Source organism: Paracoccus haeundaensis (genome assembly GCF_006239215.1).
Taxonomy (GTDB): domain Bacteria; phylum Pseudomonadota; class Alphaproteobacteria; order Rhodobacterales; family Rhodobacteraceae; genus Paracoccus; species Paracoccus marcusii.
Genome location: NZ_VDDC01000027.1, coordinates 1 through 25,209, shown reverse-complemented (window position 1 = coordinate 25,209; position 25,209 = coordinate 1). Strand labels below are relative to the sequence as shown.

Below are 25,209 nucleotides of genomic sequence, written 5' to 3'. Positions count from 1 at the left end.
GCGGGTGGGCGCGGGGGACAAGGCCTGCGCCCGCCCCCTGCGCCCCTGTGGCACGAATGCGACAGTCAGGCGCGGACGCCCTGGAAGCGGGCGGCCCAGGCCTCTCGGTCCTCGTCGCTGATCTTGGCGAACATCACCTCGGGGACGGTGAAGGCATGGCCGGGGGCCAGCGCCTGCAGGGCCTGCGCCACGTCGTCGGGCCAGCCCGCATCCTGCGCGTCCATCGCCTGCAGCATCGCGGCCGATGCAAAGGGGATGAAGGGCTGCGACAGGACCGCATATAGGCGGATCAGGTTCAGGCCCATGCGCACCTGCATCGCCGCTTGGTCGGGGTCGGTCTTGAACACCGTCCAGGGCGCGGCCGATTGCAGGTATTCATTGCCCGACACCCAGATGGCGCGCAGCTCGGCGGCGGCCTTGCGGACCTCCATCGCCTCCATGTTCGCCTCATAGGCACGGACGCGGGCGGTCAGCGTGTCGATCAGCGCCAGTTCGGCAGGGCCCCAGGCCGGGCCTTCGGGAACGGCCTCGCCGAACTTGGCGCGGCAGAACTTGGTGATGCGGCTGACGAAGTTGCCCAGCACGTCGGCCAGGTCCTTGTTCACGGATTGCTGGAAATTCTCCCAGGTGAACTCGCTGTCGCCGGATTCGGGGGCGTGTGACAGCAGCCACCAGCGCCAGTAGTCCGCCGGCAGGATCTCCAGCGCGTGGTCCATGAACACACCGCGCCCCTGCGAGGTGCTGAACTGTCCGCCCTGATAGGTCAGGTAATTGAAGGACTTGATATAGTCGACCATCTTCCACGGCTCGCCCGAACCGATCAGGGTCGCGGGGAAGGACAGGGTATGGAAGGGCACGTTGTCCTTGCCCATGAACTGGGTATAGGTCACGTCCTCGGCGCCCTGGTCCAGGCGCCACCAGCGGCGCCATGCGGCATCGTCGGCGCCCGCCGCATCGGCCCATTCGGCGGTCGCGCCGATATATTCGATGGGCGCGTCGAACCAGACATAGAAGACCTTGCCCTCCATCCCCGGCCAGTCCTGGTCGCCCCGCTTCACCGGCACGCCCCAGTCAAGGTCGCGGGTGATGCCGCGGTCCTGCAGCCCGTCGCCGTCGTTCAGCCATTTGCGCGCGATCGAGGTCGTCAGGATCGGCCAGTCGGTCTTGGCGTCGATCCAGGCGGCGATGTCGCCCTTCAGCGCGGACTGGCGCAGGTACAGGTGCTTGGTCTCGCGTACCTCCAGGTCCGTGCTGCCCGAGATCGCGCTGCGCGGGTTGATCAGGTCTGTCGGGTCCAGCTGCTTGGTGCAGTTTTCGCACTGATCGCCGCGCGCCTTGTCATAGCCGCAGTTGGGGCAGGTGCCCTCGATGTAGCGGTCCGGCAGGAAGCGGTTGTCGGCATGGGAGAAGACCTGCTTCTCGACGACCTCGCGGATATAGCCCTGGTCGGCCAGGCAGCCCGCGAAATGCTGGGTCAGGGCGCGGTTGCGGTCGCTGGAGGAGCGGCCGTAATGATCGAAGGACAGCCCGAACCCGTCGGCCAGCGCGGTCTGGACGCCATGCATCCGGGCGCAATAGTCGGCCACGGCCTCTCCGGTCTTGGCGGCGGCCAGTTCGGCGGGGGTGCCGTGTTCGTCCGTGGCGCAGATGAACATGACCTCGTGGCCCCGCGCCCGCAGATAGCGGGCATAGAGGTCGGCGGGCAGCTGTGAACCGACGAGGTTCCCCAGATGCTTGATGCCGTTGATGTAGGGCAGGGCAGAGGTGATCAGGTGGCGGGCCATGGCATGCGTCCTTTCGGGGTCGCGCATCTCTAGCCCTGTTGCGCCGTGATGAAAAGCGGTGCGCACGCCTGGCGCACCGGGCGTGCGCAGGTCGTCAATGGGCCAGCATCTCGTCCACGATCTGGGCGGGGGTCATGTCGGCGGGATAGTAGGTGGGCCAGTTCGTCACCTCCTCCAGCAGGGCGGCGCGGTCGTCGCCCCAATACAGGTGGAAGTGGTCGGCGCGGGCCGGGGCGATCCCATGGTCGCTGAACTGGATGAAGGCGGGTGCGCCCGCGTCGCCGGCAGTCTTGGCAAAGATGAAACGGACGCCGCGGTTGCCGCGGGCATAGGTCAGGATCTCGTGCCCGTCATCGGCATAGGTGCCCGACACCTGCGTGCCGTCGCTGTAGAAGGTCACAACGTCACCCTCGATGGTGATGCGGTCCGTGTCGGTGGCATAGCCGGTCTGGTAATAGGCAGTGTATTCCTCGGCGGTCTGGTCGCCCTTCTGGGCCTTGCGGTCCATGACCGGCGCCAGGGTGCCGTCCTGCAGCAGGGGATAGACCGACTGCCAGTCGCCCGCATAGTCGGACAGAGGGCGGTCCTTGACCTGATCGTCGTCGAAATAGCCGTCATAGATGGCCTGCGCCTCGGGGCTGCGGGCATGGGCGTGATCGTGGTCATGATCGTGGTCGTGGTCGTGGTCGTGGGAGTGGTCATGCGCGGCTGGGGCGGCACTGTCCTGGGCCAGCGCAGGCCCGGTCAGGATAAGCGTCGCGGCGATCAGCAGGCTGGCGGGGAGGGGCGAGCGGAGGGGCATGGGGCGGTCCTTCTATAGATATGACGAATCATGGAATGATATATCATCACATAACGGGGCCGCAGTAAGGCGCGCGTACGGGGATGGCAAGGGCGGGTCGGGACCGGGCGGACCTTTGCGGCCCGCCCGAAAGCGATCAGCGGCGACGGTCGCGGCGCGAGGACATCGGCTGGAACGCGACGCCGACATGCGCCTCGCAATAGGGTTTTCCTGCGACCGACGGCAGGCCGCAGAACCAGAACTTGTCGGTTGCCGGATCGCCGATGGGCCATTTGCAGGTCCGCTCGGTCAGTTCCATCAGGGTCAGTTTCTTGGCGCGCTTCTCGACCTCGCGGACCGATGCCAAGGCTTCGGGAGATATCTCGTTGGCCGAGGGCTGGGGCGGCAAAGGCTGTCCCGCCGGCACGATCGGGCGGCGGGGAACCGGCACGAAGGCCGGCTGTGTGCTGGGTTCGGGTTCCGGCTCGGGCTGGACCGCGACGGGTTCAGGCGTGGGTTCGGGACGCAGGGGAGCCGCCGCTGGCTGCGGGACCGCGCGGGGTGCCGCGGGCTTTTCGCGCGCGACCGGTTCCGGCGCGGGGGCGGGGGCCGGGGCTGCGGCCTCCGGCTCCTCGGTGCGGTTCGACAGCCCCAGGCGATGGACCTTGCCGATCACCGCGTTGCGGGTCACGCCGCCCAGTTCCTTGGCGATGGCGCTGGCCGACTGGCCCTCGGACCACATGCGTTTCAGTGTCTCGACGCGATCATCCGTCCAGGACATGGCAGCCTTTCCGGGCGGGTCTGACCTGCCGCCCCATCTTGTAACCTGCGATTGGTCCCGTCACATACGGGATGCCGAGATTTAGCCGCCGAAGCGCAGAAATTCAAGGACCGCCAGATGACCCCGCCCACAATGCCCGGCCTGCCCCCGCTTTCCGACAGCCCCGCCATGGGCGTGCGCCGATTTGGCCGCGTCAACTGGCTGGGCCTGCGTACGCTGGCGCGGCGCGAGGTCATGCGCTTCATGGCCGTCTGGCAGCAGACGATATTCGCGCCGCTGATGACGGCGGGCCTGTTCGTGGTCGTGTTCGCGATGGCCCTGGGCCAGGGACGCGGAGAGATCATGGGCCTGCCCTACCTGGTCTTTCTGGGGCCGGGCATCCTGATGATGACGGTCATCCAGAACGCCTTCGCGAACACCTCCAGCTCGATCACCGCGGCCAAGGTGCAGGGCAACATCGTCGACACGCTGATGCCGCCCCTGTCCGCCGGAGAGCTGCTGGCCGGCTATCTGGCCGGGTCCGTGGTGCGCGCCGGGCTGGTGGCCACGGTCATCGGGACTGGCATTGTGCTGGTCACCGGGCGCGGCATCGCACATCCGGGCTGGGCGGCGATGTTCGTGCTGCTGGCCGCGCTGATGCTGGGCGGCCTGGGCATCCTGGCGGGGATCATGGCGCAGAAGTTCGACCAGATGGCGGCGATCACCAATTTCATCATCACGCCGCTGTCGTTCCTGTCGGGCACCTTCTATTCGGTGCAGGCGCTGCCGCAGCCGTTCAGCACGCTGTCGCACTGGAACCCGATCTTCTACCTGATCGACGGCGCGCGCTATGGCGTGACCGGGGTCAGCGACGCGCCCGTCTGGCGCGGCGCGCTGATCTGCGCGGGCGTCGTCGCGGGCGTGCTGTATCTGGCGTGGCGGTGGCTGCGGTCGGGCTATCGCATGAAGGCCTGATTAGCGCTTGCCTTGACAGGCAAAGCTGCGCATCCTTCGCGCCATGACGAAACGACGCACCACCCGTTCGCGACGCTGACGCCGGCCCCTTCGCGGGCTCGCGTCCCTGTTGCCGTTTCCGCCATTCCCCTTCCATCGCCGGAGCCTTGCCATGATCCCGCACGTCCTGCCGACCTATAATCGCGCCCCCCTGGCGTTCGAACGCGGCGAAGGCGCCTGGGCCGTCACCGCCGACGGGACGCGATACCTGGACCTGGGCGCGGGCATCGCGGTGAACGTGCTGGGCCATGCCAATCCCGATCTGGTCGCCGCGCTGACCGAACAGGCGGGCCGGATCTGGCACGTGTCGAACCTGTACCAGATCCCCGAGCAGGAGCGTCTGGCCGACCTGCTGGTCGAACACACCTTCGCGGACACGGTGTTCTTCACCAATTCCGGGACCGAGGCGGCCGAACTGGCCATCAAGATGGTGCGCAAGCACTGGGACCACGCGGGTGATCCGGATCGGATCGAGATCCTGACCTTTTCCGGCGCGTTCCACGGACGCTCGACCGGCGCCATCGCGGCGGCAGGGTCGGAGAAGATGGTCAAGGGCTTTGGCCCGCTGATGCCGGGGTTCCGCACGCTGCCCTTCGGCGATCACGAGGCACTCAAGGCCGCAGTCACCGACCGCACCGCCGCGATCATGGTCGAGCCCGTGCAGGGCGAGGGTGGCATCCGTCCGCTGCCCGACGCCTGTCTTCAGGGGCTGCGCGAGCTGTGCGACCGGACCGGCGCGCTGCTGGTCCTGGACGAGGTGCAATGCGGCATGGGCCGGACAGGGCGTCTGTTCGCGCATGAATATGCCGGGATCACCCCCGACATCATGATGGTCGCCAAGGGCATCGGCGGGGGCTTTCCCCTGGGCGCGGTGCTGGCGACGGAAGGCGCGGCCGCGGGCATGGTCGCAGGGACGCACGGCTCCACCTATGGCGGCAACCCGCTGGCCTGCGCGGTCGGCGCGCGCGTGATGCAGATCGTGGCCGATCCGGCCTTCCTGGCCGAGGTCAACCGCAAGGCCGCCCTGTTCCGCCAGAAGCTGGAGGGGCTGGTCGCCGCCCATCCGCAGATCTTCGAGGGCGTGCGGGGGCAGGGGCTGATGCTGGGCCTGAAATGCCGCGTTGCGCCGACCGATCTGGTCCGTGCGGCCTATGATCAGCATCTGCTGACCGTGCCCGCCGCAGATGACACCCTGCGCCTGCTGCCGCCGCTGAACATCACCGAAGATGAGATCGCCGAGGCAGTGGCGCGCCTGGACAGGGCCGCCGCCAGCCTGGATGGCTGACTACGCCTTCAGGCCGGTCACTAGGGACGACCTACCCGTGCTGGTCCGATGGCTGGCCCAGCCGGAGGTCGCTGCCTGGTGGCCCGGCCCCGATCGCCAGATCGCCCTGATCCGCGACGATCTGGGGCACCGGGTGATGCGGCAGATGATCGTGGTGCGGGACGGCGCTGCCCTGGCCTATGCGCAATCCTATCCGGCCCATCACTGGCCCGCGCCGCATTTCGCGGGGCTGCCGGCGGATGCCGTGGCGCTGGACGTGTTTTCCGGGCCTGACGGGGGGGGCAGGGCGGCGCATGGCTGCGCGCCCTAGGCGATATGCTGCTGCTGGACTTTTCGACCCTGGCGATCGATCCCGCCCCCGGAAATCAGCGCGCCATCGCCGCCTACCGCAAGGCGGGCTTTGCGGGCGACGATCACCGCCTAGACGCGCAAGGCCGGCCCGTCCGCGTGATGACCCGCCTCCGATGAGGCGAACGCGCCCTTCTTCTTTGCCCAAATACCCATCTTCTCCGGCCCGGTCGGGCGCGACCCCCGCGAGGGCGCAGAAAGCCCGATCCGCCCTTGACCCGGCCCGTCCGGCGGGGCTTGCTGGAGAAAAGCCGAAAGACCAAGACGATGACCCATTTCCTGGATATCCACACCACCGACCGCACCGCCCTGCGCAGCATCATCGACAGCGCCCACGCGATGAAGGCCGCTCGCAACGGCCGCCCCAAGGGCAGTCCCGATGACGAACAGCCGCTGGCCGGCCGCATGGTCGCGCTGATCTTCGAAAAGCCTTCGACTCGCACGCGGGTCAGCTTCGATGTCGGCGTGCGCCAGCTGGGCGGCCAGACGATGATCCTGTCGGGCTCGGAGATGCAGCTGGGTCATGGCGAAACCATCGCGGACACCGCGCGCGTGCTGTCCCGCTATGTCGACCTGATCATGATCCGGACCTTCGAGGAGGCGACGCTGCTGGAGATGGCCGAGCATGCGACCGTTCCGGTGATCAACGGGCTGACGAACCGCACGCATCCATGCCAGATCATGGCCGACGTGATGACCTTCGAGGAACATCGCGGCCCCATCGCCGACAAGAAGGTCGTCTGGTCTGGCGACGGCAACAATGTGTTCGCAAGCTTTGCCCACGCGGCGGGGCAGTTCGGCTTCGATCTGACCTTCACCGGCCCGCCGCCGCTGGATCCCGAAGCGGCCTGCCTCGACTATGCGGCATCCCAAGGGCGTCCCGTCACCATCGAGCGCGATCCGGCGCGGGCCGTCATCGGTGCCGACCTGGTCGTGACGGACACCTGGGTCAGCATGCACGACCCGCAATCGGCCAAGGAGCGGCGCCACAATCAGCTGCGCGGCTATCAGATCAACGAGGCGCTGATGGCGCAGGCGCGGCCGGATGCGCTGTTCATGCATTGCCTGCCCGCGCACCGCGAGGACGAAGTGACCAGTGCCGTCATGGACGGCCCCGCCTCCGTCATCTGGGACGAAGCCGAAAACCGGCTGCACGCGCAGAAGGCGATCATGCGCCACTGCCTGGGACTGTGACCTGATTGACGGGCGGCCAAGGGCCGCCCGACGACACTTGAACCTGCCCCGCGAAGGCGGGGCAGGTTCGGTCCGGTGCTCTGCATCGGCATCCGAATGCAAAGTAAGCCGGATGCTGACTTTTTGCGACTTAGACCTGGTTCATTGCTTGGGCTAAGTGGGACGATCTTGGAACCAGCGCTATTCATTGCGAAGGGCGCCCTAATTCGCTCTCAACTACAAGGACCAGTCGGCAGTGGCTCAATCGCTGTAATGACGATCAGCGAAGCATGCCGCGTACGGGCTATTCCATTTGTCAAAAGTGAGTACGGCAAGCCTATTCACTAGTCCGCTTTCCGCAGTATCCTGTTCCATCAATAGGATGCAGGGGCTACAACCAATCTGGCCGCGCGCTTCCTACGTCAAATATGTCGCTGCTGATGCGCGGGTGGAAGGCGCGCCCGCCAAAATGGATGCCATGTCACGTGGCTGGGACCGGACGTGGCTCCTGCTGTCTTACCGTTACAATCACCGCGTCAATCGATCGGGTCGGGTTGGACCCAATTTGTTGAGACCAAAGATAACAGCACGATTGCAAGGGCCGAGGTGTCTCTGGGCTAGCGGTCGTCTGAATAAGGTTAAGGACAAGCCCTGCCGGATATGAGTACCGAAGCCGAGGCCTGTCGAACGCTGCGATCGAATAGAGCGACGGCCCCGCGTGGGGGCCGTCATGTCGTTCAGCCGATGGCTGCAGCGCGGATCTCATCGTCGATCGCGTCAAGATACTGGGCGAAGTTGTCGCAGAACATCTGCACCAGCTTCTTGGCCTGGGCGTCATAGGCGGTCGGGTCGGCCCAGGTCTGGCGCGGGTCCAGAAGGACAGGGCTGACGCCGGGGACGCTGACCGGCACGTCGAAGCCGAAGTTCGGATCGCGACGGAACTGCACCGTGTTCAGGCTGCCGTCCAGGGCGGCGGCCAGCAGGGCGCGGGTGGCGGCGATGGGCATGCGCTTGCCCGTGCCGAAGGCGCCCCCGGTCCAGCCGGTGTTCACCAGCCAGCAGGATGCGCCGTGCTGGGCGATCTTTTCCTGCAGCAGCTTGCCATAGACCTCGGGGCGGCGGGGCATGAACGGCGCACCGAAGCAGGTCGAGAAGGTCGGGATCGGCTCGGTCACGCCGACCTCGGTGCCCGGCGTCTTGGAGGTGAAGCCCGACAGGAAGTGATACATCGCCTGTGCAGGCGTCAGCCGCGCGATCGGGGGCAGGACGCCATAGGCGTCGCAGGTCAGCATGATGACGTTCTTGGGATGCCCGCCAAGGCTGGTCTGGGACGCGTTGCTGATCGCCTCCAGCGGATAGGCGCAGCGCATGTTGTCGGTGATAGAGTTGTCCTCGAAGTCCAACTCCAGCGTCTCGGGGTCGAAGACCATGTTCTCGATCACGGTCGCGAAGCGGCTGGTGGTCGCGTGGATCTCAGGTTCGGCTTGGACCGAAAGGTTGATCGTCTTGGCGTAGCAGCCACCCTCGAAGTTGAAGATGCCGGTATCGGACCAGCCATGTTCGTCGTCGCCGATCAGGACGCGCGACGGATCGGCCGACAGGGTAGTCTTGCCGGTGCCCGACAGACCAAAGAAGACCGCGCTGTCATCGGGATTTCCCGGCGCGTGGTTGGCGCTGCAGTGCATCGGCATGATGCCCTTTTCCGGCAGCAGGTAGTTCAGCAGCGTGAAGACCGATTTCTTGTTCTCGCCCGCATAGGCGGTGTTGGCGATTAGGATCAACTTCTTGTCGAAGTTCATCGCGATCACCGTCTCGGACCGGCAACCGTGACGCGCGGGATCGGCCTTGAAGCCGGGGCAGTTGATGATGGTGAATTCGGGCGTGAAGGTTGCCAGCTCGTCGGCCTGGGGCCGGCGCAGAAGGTGGCGGATGAACAGCCCGTGCCAGGCAAGCTCGGTCACCACGCGCACATCCAGGCGGTTATCGGCATCCGCGCCGCCGAACAGGTCCTGCACGAAATAGTCGCGACCCTTCATGTGCTGAAGCATGTCGGCATGCAGCAGATCGAACGCTGCCGGGTCCATCGGCTTGTTGTTGTCCCACCAGATGCTGTTCTCGACCAACGGGGTGCGGACGACGAACTTGTCCTTGGGCGAGCGGCCGGTATGCGCGCCGGTCGAGACCAGGAACGCCCCGCCCAGGCCCAGCTTGCCCTCTCCGCGGGCGACGGCCTGTGTCATCAGGGCGGGTTCCAGCAGGTTGTAGTGCACCTGGCCCAGCCCCGTGATGCCTTGGTCTTCCAGTCGGCAGGTCGGGTTTACGCGCGTGGTCATTTGGGGGGCTCCGTGGCTTGGGGTGCGGCGTTTCATCGGGCTATAGCACGGCGGATTCGGCCCGAAACAAGTCAGCGCAAACAGTTAGCGGAAACATCAAATGTTATCGCCATCAGGACCGTTTAGCTGGCGCGACGCCGTGCCACAGGCGGAAAATTAACCTGTTTTCGGGCAGGATCGGATCAGGAGGTGATTCGCATGATGCAGGTTCACGCGACCACGGTCGCGCTTGACGGGGGTGGTCTTGTCATCCTGGGACCGTCCGGATCCGGCAAGTCCACCTTGGCGCTGCAGCTGATGGCAGTGGGCGCGACACTGGTCGCCGATGACCGCACCGACCTGCGCCTGTCCGCAGGCCGGCTGATGGCGCAGGCGCCATTGCCGCTGCTGGGACGCATCGAGGCGCGGGGCGTGGGCATCCTTCAGGCAGAGCCGTCGGCGCCGGTCCCGGTGGCCTTGGCCTGCAACCTTGGACGCGACGAAGAGGACCGGTTGCCACAGGTGCGCCATCAAGATTGGCTGGGGGTCCGGGTTTCGCTTGTGCTGGGCCCCTATCGCCCCCATCTTTACGCTGCATTGCGGCAGCTGATGCTGGGCCGACGGCTGGCATGACCGCGCGCGCAACGCCATAGGGAAGGACGCATGGACCACGACGCCATCGAACCCGAGGCCCAACGGCTGGTGCTGGTCACCGGGCCGTCCGGGGCAGGGCGATCGACCGCCATCAACGTGCTGGAGGATCTTGGCTTCGAGGCGATCGACAACTTGCCCTTGTCGCTGATCCCGCGCCTGCTGGACGGACCCGCGCGTCCGACGCCGCTGGCCTTGGGGCTGGACGTGCGCAACCGCGACTTTTCTGCATTCAATGTCATCGAGCTGATTGATCGACTGACGCGCCTTCCCGGCTATGCGCCCGAGGTGCTGTATCTTGACTGCGACGCCGATACCCTGGTCCGCCGCTACAGCGAGACGCGCCGCCGCCATCCCTTGGCCCCCGATGAGGCGCCGATGGCCGGGGTCCTGGCCGAGATCGACCTGCTTGCGCCGATCCGCGTGCGGGCCGATGTGCTGGTCGATACGACCGAACTGTCGCCCCATGACCTCAAGGCCGAGCTGACGCGGTGGTTCGACGTGCGTCCCGACCGGCGGCTCAGCGTGTCGCTGCACTCCTTCAGCTACAAGCGTGGCGTGCCGCGGGGCCTGGACCTGATGTTCGACTGTCGGTTTCTGGCCAACCCGCACTGGAACCCGGACCTGCGGCCGCTGGACGGTCGTGACGACCGCGTGCAGGCGCATGTCGCCGCTGATCCACGATTCGCCGAATTCTTTCAGCGGACCCGGGGTCTGGTCGAATTTCTTCTGCCCGCCCATATGGACGAGGGCAAATCGCACCTGGCGGTCGGTTTCGGCTGTACTGGGGGACAGCATCGTTCCGTCACTTTGGTGGAAAAGATGGCCCTGGCGCTTGCAGATGCGGGCTGGCCGGTGTCAATAAGGCACAGGGAACTGGAGCGTCGGGGCATGACGCTGCAGTCTGGTGCGGACGCATCGCCTGCGGGCGAGGCTCGCGCGTCGCAAAGGCAGGCGTCATGAGGTTTGGGGTGTTTTGGAAGTCTTCTGGGCTTGGTGAGGCGCGTTGATCGGTATTGTCATAGTGGCGCATGGGGGATTGGCCCGAGAGTATCTCTCGGCCGTCGAACATGTCGTGGGTCCGCAGGTCGGCATCGCCGCCGTCGCGATCGAGGATGATCACGACCGCGCGGCCAAGACCGCCGAGATCAAGGCGGCCGCGGATGCGGTCGATCTGGGCGACGGCGTCGTCCTGGTGACCGATCTGTTCGGCGGGTCCCCCTCGAACCTGTCCCTGCCGGCCTGCGCGGTGCAGGACCGCACCATCCTCTACGGCGCCAACCTGCCGATGCTGGTCAAGCTGGCCAAGTCGCGGCACCTCAGCGTGCCGGTCGCGGTGGGCTTTGCCAAGGACGCGGGGCGCAAGTACATCAATTCCTACAACGTCCCACCCGAGGCCGCGCTGGACAGCGGGCGGTATCCGCGATGACCGATGCGATCACCCGCGACCTGTCGATCATCAACGTCAAGGGCCTGCACGCCCGGGCCAGCGCCAAGTTCGTGGACGTGGTCGAACGCCATGACGCGCAGGCAAGGGTCGAAAAGGACGGCATGGCCGTCTCTGGGGACAGCATCATGGGTCTGCTGATGCTGACCGCCCCGCGCGGCAGCCAGATCCGCGTGACGACCTCCGGCCCCGAGGCGCAGGCCCTGGCGGACGCGCTGGAGGCGCTTGTGGGGGACTATTTCGGCGAAGGCATGTAGTGCCCGCGCCCGTCACCCCCGACCGCAAGTCCTATCACCACGGCAACCTGCGCCAGGCCCTGGTCGAGGCGACCGCCGATTTGGTCCAGGAGCAGGGCCCGCAGGCCTTCACGCTGACCGAGGCCGCGCGCCGCGCCGGCGTGTCCCCTGCCGCCCCCTATCGCCACTTCAAGGGTCGCGACGACCTGCTGGAGGAGGTCGCGCGCCAGGGCTTCATCGAATTCGCCGCCCGGCTGGAGGCCGCATTCGACGGAGGCCGTCCGCGGCCGCTGACCGCGTTCCTGCGCATGGGCCAGACTTATCTGGACTTTGCCGCCGAACGGCCCGGTTACTACATGGCGATGTTCGAAAGCGGCATCTCTGTCGTGGGCAATGTCGATCTGGCGGCCGCCTCTGCGCGGGCGCAGGGCGTGCTTGTGACCGCGGCCGAGGCGATGGCCGCCCGCCTGCCCGAAGACCGCCGTCCGCCCGCCCGCATGGTGGCCAACCACATCTGGGCGCTGAGCCACGGCGTGGTCGAACTGTTCGGCCGCGGCAAGCCCGGTTGCCGCAGCCCGGTCGAGCCGTCCGAGATGCTGGAAAGCGGGGCGCTGATCTATCTGCGCGGGCTTGGACTGATCCAGGACTGAATTGTTGAACGACGATCTTGACGGAACCCTCCGCGCCGCCCATCTATGTAAATGTAATTCACATTAACATAGGGAGATACCACAGATGACCATCGCAACCCCCGTGCTTCGCCCGGCGACGACCCAGCAGCGCATCACCGATGTGCTGGCCCGTGGTCGCGACTGGCTGGATGCGCGCGGTCGCCCCGCCTGGCTTGTCGCCATGGTGCTGGGTTTCATCTTTGTCTGGCCCGTGGGCCTGGCCCTTCTGGGCTACATGATCTGGAGCAAACGCATGTTCGGATGCAGCAAACGCACCGCCGCCCCCCGCTATTCCGCGCCGTCGACCGGCAACAGCGCCTTCGACGCCTATCGCGCCGAGACGTTGAAGCGGCTGGAGGACGAGCATCGCGAATTCATCGACTTCCTGGCCAAGCTGCGCGAGGCCAAGGACAAGGCGGAATTCGATCAGTTCATGGAAAAGCGCGACGCCAAGACCGACGCGTAAGCAGATCGGGGGCCGGGTGACCGGCCCCCGATCCTATTCACCACGGGGAAACCGCTGGTTTTCCTCCAGCACGTTCAGGTCCATGTGATTGCGCATGTAGCGTTCGGACGCACGCTGCAGCGGCTGGTGGTCCCACGGATAATAGGCCCCGTTGCGCAACGCCTCGTACACGATCCAGCGGCGGGCCTGCGAATGACGCACCTGCGCGTCATAGGCTGACAGGTCCCACCGCTGCGCCGCCTGTGCACGCAGATCGGACAGCACCGCCGCATGGGCCGGATCGCCGGCCAGGTTCACGCGCTCTGCCGGGTCGCTGTCCAGATCGAACAGCATTTCGGGATCGGCGTCGCAGGCGATGTACTTCCAGCGCCCGTCGCGCAGGGCGACCATGGGTGCGATGCTGCCCTCGGCGGCATACTCCATCGGCACCGGACCGCGCGGCGCGCCTCGCGCCAGCGACCGGCCATCGGTCCAGGGCGCGATCTCGTCCATAGGCAGGCCCGCCAGGTCGCACAGCGTCGGCAGCACGTCGATGGTGCTGACCGGCTGGTCGACACGTCCCGGCGCCATGCCCGGCGCGGCGATCATCAGCGGCACCCGGGCCGAGCCTTCGAAGAAGTTCATCTTGAACCACAGCCCGCGTTCGCCCAGCATCTCGCCGTGGTCGGACAGGAACAGGATGATCGTGTCCTGCTGGCGCGTCGCCTCCAGCACGTCCAGGATCTGGCCGATCTTGTCATCGACATAGCTGATATTGGCGAAATAGCCCTGCCGCGCGCGGCGGATATGATCGTCGGTGATCTCCAGCCCGCGCCAATCGCACGCATCCATCAGGCGCTGCGAATGCGGATCCTGCTGGTCATAGGGGATCGGCCGCGGCGGCTCCAGTTCCGGGATGCCGTCGTACAGGTCCCAGTACTTGCGCCGCGCCACGAACGGATCGTGGGGGTGGGTAAAGCTGACGGTCAGGCACCACGGCCGGTCGTCGGCCCCGCGTGCCAGATCGTACAGCTTGCGCGTCGCGTGATGGGCGACCTCGTCGTCATATTCCAGCTGATTGGTGATCTCGGCCACGCCCGCGCCCGTGACGGATCCAAGATTGTGGTACCACCAGTCGATCCGTTCCCCCGGCTTGCGGTAATCCGGGGTCCAGCCGAAATCGGCGGGATAGATGTCGGTGGTCAGACGCTCCTCGAAGCCGTGCAGCTGGTCAGGGCCGACGAAGTGCATCTTTCCCGACAGGCAGGTGTGGTACCCCGCCCGGCGCAGGTGATGCGCATAGGTCGGGATGTCGGACGCGAACTCCGCCGCGTTGTCATAGACCCGCGTGCGGCTTGGCAACTGGCCCGACATGAAGCTGGCCCGCCCCGGCGCGCAAAGCGGGCTGCCGGTATAGGCGTTCGCGAACCGGGTCGACCGTTCGGCCAGTCGCCGCAGGTTCGGGGTGTGCAGGAAAGCGGCGGGGCCGTCGGGGAAAAGAACCCCCGACAGCTGATCCGCCATGAGGATCAGGATATTGGGTTTCACGGGCTGTTATCCGGCGACAGCGGCCTGCACGGCATCCAGGCCGGGCTGCCCGTCCAGCGTGGTGACGCCGTCCAGCCAGGGACCCATCGCATCGGGATTGGCGGCCAGCCACTCGCGCGCCGCGTCCTGCGCGTCGGCGCCGTCGTCCAGGATCGCTCCCATCAGCTGGTTCTCCATCGACACGTCGAAAACCAGCTGGCTGAACAGCCGTGCGGCATTGGGGCACATTTCGGCCCATTCGCTGCGGGCAAGGGTGTGGACGGTCGCACCGCCGAAATCGGGGCCGAACTGTTCGTCGCCGCCCGACAGATAGGTGATCTCGATCGCCTCGTTCATCGGGTGGGGCGCCCAGGCCAGGAAGACGGTGGGCGTATCGGCATTGCGGGTGACCTGCGCCAGCATCGCCTGTTCACCGCTTTCGACCAGCTCCCAATCGCCCAGGCCGAACAGGTCGGCGTCGATCATGCCCTGGATGTTCTGGTTCGCGGGGGCGCCGGGTTCGATGCCATAGATCTTGCCCTCGAACGCTCCGTGATGGGCGTCCAGATCGGCGAAATCCGCGACACCAAGCGCCGCGGCGGCGGGGTTCACGGCCAGGGTGAACTTGGCGCCCTCCAGGTTCTGCGCCAGCTCGGTCACGCCGCCATCGGCGTCCAGATCCTCGCGGAACGCGGCCTGCGCCGGCATCCAGTTGCCTAGGAACACGTCGGTCTGCGCGCCCTTCAGCGCCTCATAGCCGACGGGAACGGACAGGGTCGCGATGTTCGGGGCATAGCCCAGGGCCTCCAACACGACCGCCGCGACGCCGTTCGTCGCGGTGATATCCGTCCAGCCCGGATCAGACAGGCGCACGGTGCCGCATTCGGCAGGATCGGCGGCATGGGCAGGCAGGGCGGCCACGCCCAGAAGCAGGGCGGCAAGGATCGGCTTGGTCATGGGTCTCTCCTGTCGGTGTGAAGATCTGCCCTCATGCTGGGCAGATTCTCAGGGCGCGCCCGCCTGAATGCGACAGTCAGCGCGTCGGAACTGGTGTATCGCCGCGATAATCATAAAAGCCGCGGCCCGTCTTGCGGCCCAGCCAACCGGCCTCGACATATTTCGTCAACAGCGGGCAGGGGCGGTATTTCGTGTCGGCCAAGCCGTCATGCAGCACGTTCATGATGGCCAGACAGGTGTCCAGGCCGATGAAATCGGCCAGCTCCAGCGGGCCCATCGGGTGGTTGGTGCCCAGCTTCATCGCGCTGTCGATGCTGCTGACCGATCCCACGCCTTCGTAAAGCGTATAGACCGCCTCGTTGATCATCGGCATCAGGATGCGGTTCACGATGAAGGCGGGGAAATCCTCGGCGGTGGCCGATGTCTTGCCCAGCTTCTCGACGACGGCGTGCAGTTCGCGATAGGTCGCCTCGTCCGTGGCGATGCCGCGGATCAGCTCGACCAGCTGCATGACGGGAACGGGGTTCATGAAGTGGAACCCCATGAATTTCTCGGGCCGGTCGGTGCGCGAGGCCAGTCGCGTGATCGAGATCGACGATGTGTTCGACGTCAGGATCGTCTCGGGCTTCAGGTGCGGGACCAGGTCCTCGAAGATCGCCTGCTTCACCGTCTCGCGTTCGGTCGCGGCCTCGATCACCAGGTCGCATTGGCCCAGGTCCGACAGCTTCAGCGTCGTGCGGATATGGCCCATGGCGGTCGCCTTGACCTCGGCGGTGATCTTGTCGCGGGCGACCTGGCGTTCCAGGTTGCGGTCGATCAGGGCGATGGCCTTGTTCAGCGCATCCTGGCTGATGTCGGTCAGCAGCACGTCATAGCCCGCCACCGCAAAGACATGCGCGATGCCGTTGCCCATCTGACCTGCGCCGATCACGCCAACCGATTGAACCGTCATGCTTGCATCCCCTGTTCCGACGCCGGGACGATAGGGCGGGGCGGGACATGCTGCAATGCAAAACCGCCCCCCGTCGCCGGGGGGCGGTCCGTGGCAATCCTTGTGCGGGATTACAGCTTTTCGGTCAGTTCCGGGACGATGGTGAACAGATCGCCCACCAGGCCGTAATCGGCGACCTGGAAGATCGGCGCTTCCTCGTCCTTGTTGATGGCCACGATGACCTTGCTGTCCTTCATGCCGGCCAGGTGCTGGATCGCACCGGAAATGCCGACCGCGACGTAGAGCGCGGGCGCTACGACCTTGCCGGTCTGGCCCACCTGCCAGTCGTTCGGGGCATAGCCCGAATCGACCGCCGCGCGCGATGCGCCGACGGCGGCGCCCAGCTTGTCGGCCAGCTGTTCGATCATCACGAACTGCTCCTTGGAGCCCAGGGCGCGCCCGCCCGACACGACACGTCCGGCCGAGGTCAGTTCGGGGCGGTCGTTCTGGGCGACCTCGTCGTTCAGCCATTTCGACAGGGCCGGATCGTCCGCCAGCGTGGCGTCGGACACCGGCGCCGCGGGACCTTCGCCGGCCGCGTCGAAGCTGGCCACGCGGATGGTCATGACCTTCTTGCTGTCGGCCGAGGTGATCGTCTGGATGGCATTGCCGGCATAGACCGGACGCTCGAACGTGTCGGCGTCGATCACGGCAGAGACATCCGACATCACCATCACGTCCAGCAGGGCCGCGACACGCGGCATGACGTTCTTGGCATCCGTGGTGGCGGGAGCCGCGATGTGGCTGTAATCGCCCGCCAGCGCCACGATCAGCGCGGCGGTCGGTTCGGCCAAGCGGTGGCCGTAACGCGCATCCTCGGCGACCAGCACCTTGGAGACGCCGGCGATGGTCGCGGCCTGATCGGCCGCCGCACGCGCCTGCGCGCCGGCGCACAGCACGGTCACGTCGCCCAGGGCGGTGACGGCATGGACGGCCTTGGCGGTCGCATCGCGGTTCAGTTCGCCGCCGGTGACTTCGGCCAGAAGAAGAACAGCCATCACACGATCCCCGCTTCTTTGAGTTTCGACACAAGCTCGTCGACCGAGCCGACCTTGATCCCGGCCTTGCGGCCCTCGGGTTCGCGGGTCTTGACCACGGTCAGGCGCGGGGTGACGTCGACGCCGTAATCGGCGGCGGTCTTCTCCTCCAGCGGCTTCTTCTTGGCCTTCATGATGTTGGGCAGCGACGCATAGCGCGGCTCGTTCAAGCGCAGGTCGGCGGTCACGATGGCGGGCAGCTTGACCTCGATGGTCTGCAGGCCGCCGTCGACCTCGCGGGTGACATGGGCCGCGTCGCCCGCGATCTCCAGCTTGCTGGCGAAGGTCGCCTGGCTCCAGCCCAGCAGGGCCGACAGCATCTGGCCGGTCGCGTTCATGTCGTTGTCGATCGCCTGCTTGCCGGCGATGACCAGCTGCGGTTGTTCGGCATCGACGATGGCCTTGAGGATCTTGGCGACGGCCAGCGGTTCGATGTCCTGATGCACGTCATCGGCGGCGACGACCAGGATGGCGCGGTCCGCTCCCATGGCCAGCGCGGTGCGCAGGGTTTCGGCGGCCTGCTTGACGCCGATGCTGACGGCCACGATCTCGGTGGCCGCGCCCTTTTCCTTCAGGCGGATGGCTTCTTCGACGGCGATCTCGTCGAAGGGGTTCATCGACATCTTCACGTTGGCCAGATCGACACCCGATCCGTCCGCCTTCACGCGGGCCTTCACGTTATAGTCGATCACGCGCTTGACTGGCACGAGGACTTTCATCGGCCTCTCTCCCTTTGTTTGCGTCATCTGTCGCAGGATTGTTAGACAGGGAAATCCGGCAAGGACAGGGCAAAAGCGTCATAGGACGCAGCGTTTGCGGCGACGCCCCCGTCAGCGGCTGGCGCCCGGCACCCACAGGATATCGTCCGCGCCGTCGTTGTTGGCCACGCGGCCCGCAACGAACAGCCAGTCCGACAGCCGGTTCAGATAGCGGATCGCGCTGGCGTTCACGTCGCCTCCCGCCAGCAGTTCGGTGGCGCGGCGTTCCGCCCGGCGCGCGACCGTCCGCGACAGGTGCAGATGCGCAGCCAGCGCGCTGCCACCGGGCAGGATGAAGCTGCGCAGCGGCGCGATATTGGCGTTCATCGCGTCGATCTCGGCCTCGAGGCGGTCGATCTGGGCGTCGATGATGCGCAGGACCGGATAGCCCGCCTGATCGTCCGCGGCCATGTTCGGGCGCGACAGGTCGGCGCCCAGGTCGAACAGGTCGTTCTGGATCACGGCGATGCGTTCGGCCAGATCGCCGGTCGCATGCTGGCGGCATAGGCCCAGGGTCGCGTTCAGTTCGTCGACGGTGCCGTACGCTTCGACGCGGGGGTCGTGCTTGGCCACGCGGCTGCCGTCGGACAGGGCGGTGTCGCCCTTGTCGCCGGTGCGGGTATAGATCTTGTTCAGAACGACCATCAAATAGACCTCAGCCACAAAAACAGCATCAGGATGACCAGCGCGGCGGCCTGGGCATACAGCCGCCAGCGCATCATGCGGTTGCCATGCTTGCGGTTGAAATCGCCGCCTTTGGCAAAGCCGCCGATCCCCGTCAGCAGGATCGCGATGACGACCCCGACGGACAGGATCGTGACAAGAAACAGGGATTGATCGGGCATGGGGGACACCGCCTTTCGGCCGCCAACCTAGTTGCGCCGCGCAAACCAGTCCAGAGCGCGGGTCGGCAGAACCCGCCGCGCGACCCCGGAAATGCGCGTCGGCGCCGTGACATAGTAGCGCGGGGCGGGGTTCGCCGCCGTCAGCGCGGTCAGGATGCGGTCGCTGACCGCGCGCGGCGGCAGCTCGAACCGGTCCTTGCCCGAGGGCTCATAGAGCCGCTTGAGCAGGCTGGCGCGGTACTGGTCGGCGCGCGGGCTGGCCTGCCAGTTCACCCACCGCTCGAAATGCGGGATGGCGTTTTCGCGGATGCGGCTGGTGATGGGCCCCGGCTCGATCAGGGTGACGTGGATGCCGGTGCCGTGCATCTCGAGGCGCAGCACGTCGGTCAGCCCCTCCAGCGCGAATTTCGTGGCCACATAGGGGCCGCGCCACGGGATGCCGACCAGCCCCAGGACCGAACTGATGGTGACGATCCGCCCCGCACCGCGGTCGCGGAAATGCGGGATCAGCCGGGTGGTCAGGTCATGCGTGCCCAGCAAATTGACCTCGAAGATGGCGCGCAGGGCGCCGCGGGGCATGTCCTCGACCGCGCCGGGCAGGGCGAACGCCGCGTTGTTGACCAGCGCGTCGATCGGACCGCCGGTCAGCGCGGCCTCGGCGCAGGCGGCGACGCTGTCCTCGGACGCAAGGTCCAGGGGCAGGCACTCCATCCCTTCGGCCTGCCGGGCGGCGATGTCCGCGGGGGTGCGGCAGGTGGCCACGACCTGCCAGCCCTGCGCCTGCAGGTGGCGCGCGGCGTCTAGGCCGATGCCCGACGAACAGCCGGTGATCAGCACGCGCCTCATGGGGCGTCGGACGTCAGGAACTGGGCCGAGATGAATCCCTGCTGACCTTCGGCCGTCTGCACCTGCACCCACTCGCCGCCCGTCGGTCCCAAGGCCTGCACCGCCGATCCGCCGGTCAGGCTAGCCACGACCGGATTGTCGGTGCCCGCGCCTGCGCGCATGTTCACCCGGTCGGCCGTGACATACAGCACCGGCCCATCCACCGGCACCACCTGCGCGGCCTCCGGTGTGGCCCCCGCATATTCGGGCGACGGCTCCAACGGCGGACCCGGAAAACGCTGCGTGCGTTCCGGGGTCTGGCTGGCGGCGGGGACGATGTCGACCGGCGGCGTCGCGGGCAGGGTGCCGGCCGCCGGGGCGGTCAGCGACGGTGCGCCTGCATCGGTCGCGGCGCTGGCCCGCGCTGCCGGTTCCGGCCTGCGTTCGGTCCGCAGGTCGCCCTGGCCGAACCGGTCCAGCGTCATGAACACGCCCAGCAGCGTCACCAGCATCAGCAGTCCCAGCCTGATCATCGCGCCCGTCCCCCGTTGCGGTCATTGGATTAACCGATTTGATCGCCCAACGCCACGCGGACGGCAGCGTTCCCGGCCAGCTTTTCGATCTGGACCGGGCGGGCCATGGGGCCTATCCAAGGCGCATGGCCGACGATCTGATCCCCCAGCCCGAACAGGGCACCTCTTCCGAACCCCTCAGCCGCGCGATCGGCGAGCGGTACCTGACCTATGCGCTGTCCACGATCATGCACCGCGCGCTGCCCGACGCCCGCGACGGGCTGAAGCCGGTGCACCGCCGCATCCTCTATGCGATGCGTGAACTGCGCCTAGCGCCCAATGGGGCGTTCCGAAAGTCGGCCAAGATCACCGGCGACGTGATGGGCAACTATCACCCGCATGGCGACGCCGCGATCTATGACGCGATGGCCCGCCTGGCCCAGGATTTCGCCATGCGCTATCCGCTGGTGGACGGGCAGGGGAACTTTGGCAACATTGACGGCGACAACCCTGCCGCCGCGCGATACACCGAGGCCCGCCTGGCCGCGACGTCCGAGGCGCTGATGGATGGCCTGGCCGAGGATTCGGTCGATTTCCGCCCCAACTATGACGGCACGCTGAGCGAGCCGGTCGTGCTGCCCTCGGCCTTTCCGAACCTGCTGGCCAACGGCGCGTCGGGGATCGCGGTCGGCATGGCCACCAACATCCCCCCCCACAACCTGCACGAGGTCGTGGACGCCTGCCTGCATCTGATCAAGACGCCCGACGCGCGCGACGACACGCTGGCGACCCTGATCAAGGGGCCCGATTTCCCGACCGGCGGCGTGCTGGTCGAACCGGCGGAAAGCATCGCCGAGACCTATCGCACCGGACGCGGCGCGTTCCGCCTGCGCGCGCGCTGGACGCAGGAGGACCTGGGCCGCGGGTTGTGGCAGATCGTCGTCACCGAGATCCCCTATCAGGTGCAGAAATCCAAGCTGATCGAACGGCTGGCAGAGCTGATCCAGACGCGCAAGATCCCGATCTTTGCCGATGTGCGCGACGAATCCGCCGAGGACGTGCGCATCGTCATCGAACCGCGTGCCCGCACCGTCGACCCCGAACAGCTGATGGGCGCGCTGTTCCGCGCCAGCGATCTGGAGATCCGGTTCAACCTGAACATGAACGTGCTGATCGACGGCCGCGTGCCCAAGGTCTGCTCGCTCAAGGAGGTCCTGCGCGCGTTCCTGGACCACCGCCGCGACGTGCTTGTGCGCCGCGCGGCCTATCGCCTGGACAAGATCACGTCGCGCCTGGAGGTGCTGGAAGGCTATCTGGTCGCCTATCTGAACCTGGACCGCGTGATCGAGATCATCCGGACCGAGGACGAGCCCAAGGCCGTGATGATGGCAGAGTTCGGCCTGAACGACGTGCAGGTCGAGGCGATCCTGAACATGCGCCTGCGCGCCTTGCGCAAGCTTGAGGAGATCGAGCTGCGCGCCGAACGCGATGCCCTGTTGACCGAACGCGAGGGGCTTGAGGCGATGCTGGACAGCGAGGCCGCGCAATGGGCGCGCATCGCGGACCAGCTGAAGGAGGTGCGCAACCTGTTCGGCAAGTCGCGCCCCGAGGGTCAGCGCCGCACCACGATCAGCGAGGCGACCGAGATGCCCGTGATCGACCTGGAGGCCATGATCGAGCGTGAGCCGGTGACCGTGGTCCTGTCGAAGATGGGCTGGATCCGCACCCTGAAGGGCCACCAGCCGCTGGACGCTGAACTGAAGTTCAAGGACGGCGACGGCCCCGGCCAGGCCCTGCATGCCGAGACGACCGACAAGCTGATGATATTCGCGTCGAACGGGCGGTTCTACACCCTTCCGGTCAATACGCTGCCCGGCGGGCGCGGGATGGGAGAACCCTTGCGCCTGATGGTCGATCTGCCCAACGAGGCGCAGGTCATCGCCATGTTCCCGTGGCGCGAGGGGGCGAAGTATCTGGTCGCATCACGAGCGGGCGACGGGTTCATCGTGGGCGCGGGGGACATCCTGGCCCAGACCAAGACCGGCAAGCAGGTCCTGAACGGCGACGCGCTGCTATGTCGTCCGGTATCGGGCGACCACGTCGCCGTCGTCGGCGAAAACCGAAAGATGCTGGTCTTTCCCTTGGCCGAACTGCCCGAGATGGCACGCGGCAAGGGCGTTAGGCTGCAGCGTTTTGGCAAGGGCGGTGGGCTGGTCAAGGCGGATGAGCTGGTGGATGCGATCTGCCTGACGCTGGCGCAGGGCCTATCCTGGCCCATGACCGGCGGCAAGACCCGGACCGAACCGGACCTGACTGAATGGCTGGGCAAGCGGGGCAGTGCCGGCCGAATGGCGCCGCGCGGTTTCCCACGCGACAACCGCTTTGCCTGAGGCGGCACCCCTCGCGACGCCGAGGCGCGCCGCGAGGGTCCAAGGTGGTTGAGCCGCCCGGAAGGGTCGCTCAGAGCCCGCCGCCGCCGACGGACCCGAAATATTCGCCGGTGATGTAGCTGGCCTCGTCCGAGGCCAGCAGCACATAGATCGGCGCGATCTCGACCGGCTGCCCAGGACGACCCAGGGGTTGGCTTGCGCCATGTTCCTTTGCCTTGTCGGTCGGCTGGCCGCCGCTGATCTGCAGCGCGGTCCAGTAGGGGCCTGGACAGACTGCGTTCACGCGGATGCCGCGGGGGGCCAGCTGTTTCGCCAGCGACTGCGCGAATGCCACGTTCGCGGCCTTGGACTGCGCATAGTCGAACAGATGCGCCGACCCCGAGAACGCCTGCACCGACGAGGTGATGATGATCGATGCGCCCGCATCCATGTGGGGCAGCGCGGCCCGCGTCACCCAGAAGGGCGCATAGATGTTGGTCTTCATCGTGGCGTCGAAATCCTCGGTCGTCAGGTCCTCCAGCTTTTCGCAGAACTGCTGGCGGCCGGCATTGTTGACCAGGATGTCCAGCCCGCCCAGCTGGGACACTGCGCTCTCGACCATCTCCTTGCAGAAGCCCTCGTCGCGCAGGTCGCCTGGAACGGCGACGGCCACGCGGCCCTCCGCCTCGATCAGCGAGACGACCGCGTCGGCATCGGCCTGTTCGTCGGGCAGATAGCAGATGGCGACGTCCGCACCCTCGCGGGCAAAGGCGATCGCTGCCGCGGCGCCGATGCCGCTGTCGCCGCCGGTGATCAGGGCGCGCTTGCCCGACAGGCGGCCTGCGCCGCGATAGCTGGTCTCGCCATGGTCGGGCAGGGGGTCCATCTTCTGGGCCAGGCCCGGAAAGGGCTGTTCCTGCGCCGGGAAATCGGGGACGGGAAGGCGCGGCTCGGCGATGGCGCCACTGCGGAACGGGGGACGGGCGGGGGTGTCGGACATCTGTGGCCTCATGCGTTTGCGGTTCGCAGGCCAACCGCACAGCAAGGCGAATGTTCCGGTCCGTCCGGGACAAGAAAGATCAACCGCGCACGAAAAAGCCGCCGCCCCGATGGGACGGCGGCGATGGTCGGCGCGGTCTCAGGCGCCATTGTAAAGCGGCATCACGCCCGCCTCGGCATGGACGGCGTTGACGGTGGCGCGGTCCAGCTTCATCGCGGTTGCCAGGTCATTCAGATAGCGGGCCTCGGCCTCGCTATCGAAGTCGATCGCCAGCAGCGACATCAGATAGACCTGACGCTCCATCCCTTCGGGGACCTCGCGGGCAAGGCCCGCCGCGTCGACGGGCGCGGCCATCTGGTCGCGGATGAACTGGCGTTCGTCATCGTCCAGATCATCGCCAAGATGGCCCAGCAGGCGCTGGCGTTCGGTGTCGTCGACATGGCCGTCGGACTTGGCCGCCTGGATCATCGCGCGCAGCATCAGCCCGGCGATGGCGTTCTGTTCCGGCGTGGGCGCGACCTGCGGTTCGCCGTCATGGGCCAGCGCATCGTCGAACAGCGCACCAAAGGTGGCGTTGTTCTTTTCCTGCGATCCCTTGGTGGCCAGATGGCCCGCCGCACCGCCCGCGGCCGCGCCGCCCAGAAGGCCGCCCAGCATTCCGCCCAGGCTGCCGCCGCCCATGCTGCTGCCGCCGCGCTGGCCGCCCAGCTTGTCCAGCAGGCCGCCAAGCGAACCGCTGCCCGTCCCGGTGCCGCCGCCAAGGGCACGGCCCAGCATCTGGTTCAGGCTGCCGCCCGACGTACCGCCGGTGTTGTTGCCCAACAGGTTGTCCAGCAGGCCGCCGCTGGCCTTGCGCTGGCCGGGACGCCCGCCATGCTGGTTGTTCATCATCGTGCCGATCCCCTTGGCCAGCATCACGCCGGCGGCGACCTTGGTCAGGCTTCTCATCAGGCTCATGCGAATCCCCCTTGTGGATGGGCGCGGACCTGATGGCCCGGCGCCTTGCGCTGCCAAACGATATGGGTCGCCCGGCGGTTCCTGCAAAGGGGCGGGCAGACGCCGCGACCCCGACATGATTAGCCACGGCACGCAAGCCCGCCCTTGATTTCCCCGCGCGCGCCTTATACATCGCGGCGCACGTCAATCCGGGGCCCTTTCAGCCATGCCCCGCGGATCCAGGAGGCCCACATGGCAAAGGCAAAGTTTGAACGGAACAAACCGCACGTCAACATTGGCACGATCGGCCACGTTGACCACGGCAAGACGACGCTGACGGCGGCCATCACGAAGTACTTCGGCGAATTCCGCGCCTATGACCAGATCGACGGCGCGCCCGAAGAGAAGGCGCGCGGGATCACGATCTCGACCGCGCACGTGGAATACGAATCCGAGACGCGCCACTACGCGCATGTCGACTGCCCGGGCCACGCCGACTACGTCAAGAACATGATCACCGGTGCCGCCCAGATGGACGGCGCGAT

Annotated in this window: 28 protein-coding genes; 13 read left to right on the top strand and 15 right to left on the bottom strand. The window is 66.8% G+C overall.

Going from position 1 to position 25,209, the window contains the following annotated elements; all coding sequences use genetic code 11:
- Positions 1–65: 65 nt before the first annotated feature.
- The 3 genes from metG to FHD67_RS14450 all read right to left on the bottom strand — a co-directional run bounded on the left by metG (position 66) and on the right by FHD67_RS14450 (position 3,346).
- Entirely contained in the window at positions 66–1,784 is a 1,719-nt protein-coding gene (metG, locus tag FHD67_RS14460) for a methionine--tRNA ligase (protein WP_139599106.1), read from the bottom strand.
- 94 nt (positions 1,785–1,878) lie between these two features.
- Positions 1,879–2,586, bottom strand: coding sequence for a ZinT family metal-binding protein (locus FHD67_RS14455; protein ID WP_139599105.1), 708 nt, complete (start codon positions 2,584–2,586; stop codon positions 1,879–1,881).
- A 136-nt stretch (positions 2,587–2,722) separates the two neighbouring features.
- Entirely contained in the window at positions 2,723–3,346 is a 624-nt protein-coding gene (locus FHD67_RS14450) for a GcrA family cell cycle regulator (RefSeq protein ID WP_139599104.1), read from the bottom strand.
- Between the two features lie 117 nt (positions 3,347–3,463).
- On the opposite strand from FHD67_RS14450, the gene FHD67_RS14445 reads away from it, so the two are divergent.
- The 5 genes from FHD67_RS14445 (at position 3,464) to argF (ending at position 7,166) form a co-directional block, all read left to right on the top strand.
- Positions 3,464–4,300: an ABC transporter permease gene (locus FHD67_RS14445; RefSeq protein WP_046000084.1), complete on the top strand. Its 837-nt coding sequence runs from the start codon at positions 3,464–3,466 to the stop codon at positions 4,298–4,300.
- A gap of 151 nt (positions 4,301–4,451) precedes the next feature.
- A complete protein-coding gene (locus FHD67_RS14440; RefSeq protein WP_139599103.1) occupies positions 4,452–5,624 on the top strand; it encodes an aspartate aminotransferase family protein in 1,173 nt (390 codons plus the stop codon).
- Positions 5,566–5,934 (top strand): GNAT family N-acetyltransferase, encoded by a 369-nt coding sequence (locus tag FHD67_RS14435; RefSeq protein WP_084693765.1) that lies wholly within the window; start codon positions 5,566–5,568, stop codon positions 5,932–5,934. The genes FHD67_RS14440 and FHD67_RS14435 overlap by 59 nt, the downstream gene beginning before the upstream one ends.
- Positions 5,935–5,939: 5 nt before the next feature.
- Positions 5,940–6,092 carry a GNAT family N-acetyltransferase gene (locus tag FHD67_RS20495; RefSeq protein ID WP_157020450.1) on the top strand — a complete coding sequence of 51 codons (153 nt, stop codon included), beginning with the start codon at positions 5,940–5,942 and terminating at the stop codon, positions 6,090–6,092.
- Positions 6,093–6,239: 147 nt separating this feature from the next.
- Positions 6,240–7,166, top strand: coding sequence for an ornithine carbamoyltransferase (argF, locus tag FHD67_RS14430; RefSeq protein WP_046000086.1), 927 nt, complete (start codon positions 6,240–6,242; stop codon positions 7,164–7,166).
- A gap of 716 nt (positions 7,167–7,882) precedes the next feature.
- Here the strand turns inward: argF and FHD67_RS14425 are convergent.
- The gene (locus tag FHD67_RS14425; protein ID WP_046000087.1) at positions 7,883–9,478 is read right to left on the bottom strand and encodes a phosphoenolpyruvate carboxykinase; all 1,596 of its coding nucleotides are present in this window, start codon (positions 9,476–9,478) and stop codon (positions 7,883–7,885) included.
- A 198-nt stretch (positions 9,479–9,676) separates the two neighbouring features.
- On the opposite strand from FHD67_RS14425, the gene FHD67_RS14420 reads away from it, so the two are divergent.
- The 6 genes from FHD67_RS14420 to FHD67_RS14395 all read left to right on the top strand — a co-directional run bounded on the left by FHD67_RS14420 (position 9,677) and on the right by FHD67_RS14395 (position 12,928).
- Positions 9,677–10,090, top strand: a complete 414-nt coding sequence (locus tag FHD67_RS14420; protein WP_232303297.1) for an HPr kinase/phosphorylase — start codon at positions 9,677–9,679, stop codon at positions 10,088–10,090.
- 30 nt (positions 10,091–10,120) lie between these two features.
- Entirely contained in the window at positions 10,121–11,071 is a 951-nt protein-coding gene (gene rapZ / locus FHD67_RS14415; RefSeq protein WP_046000088.1) for an RNase adapter RapZ, read from the top strand.
- Positions 11,072–11,114: 43 nt separating this feature from the next.
- Entirely contained in the window at positions 11,115–11,537 is a 423-nt protein-coding gene (locus FHD67_RS14410) for a PTS sugar transporter subunit IIA (RefSeq protein ID WP_045982754.1), read from the top strand.
- On the top strand, positions 11,534–11,812 hold the full coding sequence (locus tag FHD67_RS14405) for an HPr family phosphocarrier protein (RefSeq protein WP_127897938.1): 279 nt from the start codon (positions 11,534–11,536) through the stop codon (positions 11,810–11,812). Before FHD67_RS14410 ends, FHD67_RS14405 begins: the two co-directional genes overlap by 4 nt.
- On the top strand, positions 11,812–12,441 hold the full coding sequence (locus FHD67_RS14400) for a TetR/AcrR family transcriptional regulator (RefSeq protein WP_045982756.1): 630 nt from the start codon (positions 11,812–11,814) through the stop codon (positions 12,439–12,441). Before FHD67_RS14405 ends, FHD67_RS14400 begins: the two co-directional genes overlap by 1 nt.
- Positions 12,442–12,526: 85 nt before the next feature.
- Complete coding sequence (locus tag FHD67_RS14395; RefSeq protein ID WP_052714837.1) at positions 12,527–12,928, top strand: DUF2852 domain-containing protein; 402 nt, start codon at positions 12,527–12,529, stop codon at positions 12,926–12,928.
- A gap of 33 nt (positions 12,929–12,961) precedes the next feature.
- Here the strand turns inward: FHD67_RS14395 and betC are convergent, their stop codons facing one another.
- The 9 genes from betC to FHD67_RS14350 form a co-directional block, all read right to left on the bottom strand.
- Positions 12,962–14,455, bottom strand: a complete 1,494-nt coding sequence (gene betC, locus FHD67_RS14390) for a choline-sulfatase (protein ID WP_281282457.1) — start codon at positions 14,453–14,455, stop codon at positions 12,962–12,964.
- Between the two features lie 6 nt (positions 14,456–14,461).
- Positions 14,462–15,391, bottom strand: coding sequence for a choline ABC transporter substrate-binding protein (choX, locus tag FHD67_RS14385; protein ID WP_139599102.1), 930 nt, complete (start codon positions 15,389–15,391; stop codon positions 14,462–14,464).
- A 76-nt stretch (positions 15,392–15,467) separates the two neighbouring features.
- A complete protein-coding gene (locus tag FHD67_RS14380; RefSeq protein WP_045982758.1) occupies positions 15,468–16,343 on the bottom strand; it encodes a 3-hydroxybutyryl-CoA dehydrogenase in 876 nt (291 codons plus the stop codon).
- A gap of 110 nt (positions 16,344–16,453) precedes the next feature.
- Positions 16,454–17,380 (bottom strand): electron transfer flavoprotein subunit alpha/FixB family protein, encoded by a 927-nt coding sequence (locus tag FHD67_RS14375; RefSeq protein ID WP_127897939.1) that lies wholly within the window; start codon positions 17,378–17,380, stop codon positions 16,454–16,456.
- The gene (locus tag FHD67_RS14370) at positions 17,380–18,138 is read right to left on the bottom strand and encodes an electron transfer flavoprotein subunit beta/FixA family protein (protein WP_046000093.1); all 759 of its coding nucleotides are present in this window, start codon (positions 18,136–18,138) and stop codon (positions 17,380–17,382) included. Before FHD67_RS14370 ends, FHD67_RS14375 begins: the two co-directional genes overlap by 1 nt.
- Positions 18,139–18,249: 111 nt before the next feature.
- Positions 18,250–18,822 (bottom strand): cob(I)yrinic acid a,c-diamide adenosyltransferase, encoded by a 573-nt coding sequence (locus FHD67_RS14365; protein ID WP_046000094.1) that lies wholly within the window; start codon positions 18,820–18,822, stop codon positions 18,250–18,252.
- Positions 18,822–19,022 (bottom strand): twin transmembrane helix small protein, encoded by a 201-nt coding sequence (locus FHD67_RS14360; protein WP_045982762.1) that lies wholly within the window; start codon positions 19,020–19,022, stop codon positions 18,822–18,824. Before FHD67_RS14360 ends, FHD67_RS14365 begins: the two co-directional genes overlap by 1 nt.
- A 27-nt stretch (positions 19,023–19,049) precedes the next feature.
- Positions 19,050–19,868 (bottom strand): SDR family NAD(P)-dependent oxidoreductase, encoded by an 819-nt coding sequence (locus FHD67_RS14355; RefSeq protein WP_139599101.1) that lies wholly within the window; start codon positions 19,866–19,868, stop codon positions 19,050–19,052.
- Positions 19,865–20,380 carry an SH3 domain-containing protein gene (locus FHD67_RS14350; protein ID WP_139599100.1) on the bottom strand — a complete coding sequence of 172 codons (516 nt, stop codon included), beginning with the start codon at positions 20,378–20,380 and terminating at the stop codon, positions 19,865–19,867. The genes FHD67_RS14355 and FHD67_RS14350 overlap by 4 nt, the downstream gene beginning before the upstream one ends.
- Positions 20,381–20,505: 125 nt before the next feature.
- Between FHD67_RS14350 and parC the strand changes: the two genes are divergently transcribed.
- Complete coding sequence (gene parC, locus FHD67_RS14345) at positions 20,506–22,749, top strand: DNA topoisomerase IV subunit A (RefSeq protein WP_139599129.1); 2,244 nt, start codon at positions 20,506–20,508, stop codon at positions 22,747–22,749.
- A 70-nt stretch (positions 22,750–22,819) separates the two neighbouring features.
- Here parC and FHD67_RS14340 read toward each other — a convergent pair whose 3' ends face one another.
- Both FHD67_RS14340 and FHD67_RS14335 read right to left on the bottom strand, forming a co-directional pair.
- The gene (locus FHD67_RS14340; RefSeq protein ID WP_139599099.1) at positions 22,820–23,728 is read right to left on the bottom strand and encodes an SDR family oxidoreductase; all 909 of its coding nucleotides are present in this window, start codon (positions 23,726–23,728) and stop codon (positions 22,820–22,822) included.
- A 138-nt stretch (positions 23,729–23,866) separates the two neighbouring features.
- Entirely contained in the window at positions 23,867–24,685 is an 819-nt protein-coding gene (locus FHD67_RS14335) for a DUF533 domain-containing protein (RefSeq protein ID WP_127897944.1), read from the bottom strand.
- Positions 24,686–24,916: 231 nt separating this feature from the next.
- Between FHD67_RS14335 and FHD67_RS14330 the strand changes: the two genes are divergently transcribed.
- Positions 24,917–25,209: GTP-binding protein (locus FHD67_RS14330; protein ID WP_246071312.1), on the top strand; the 293-nt coding region annotated here is incomplete at its 3' end.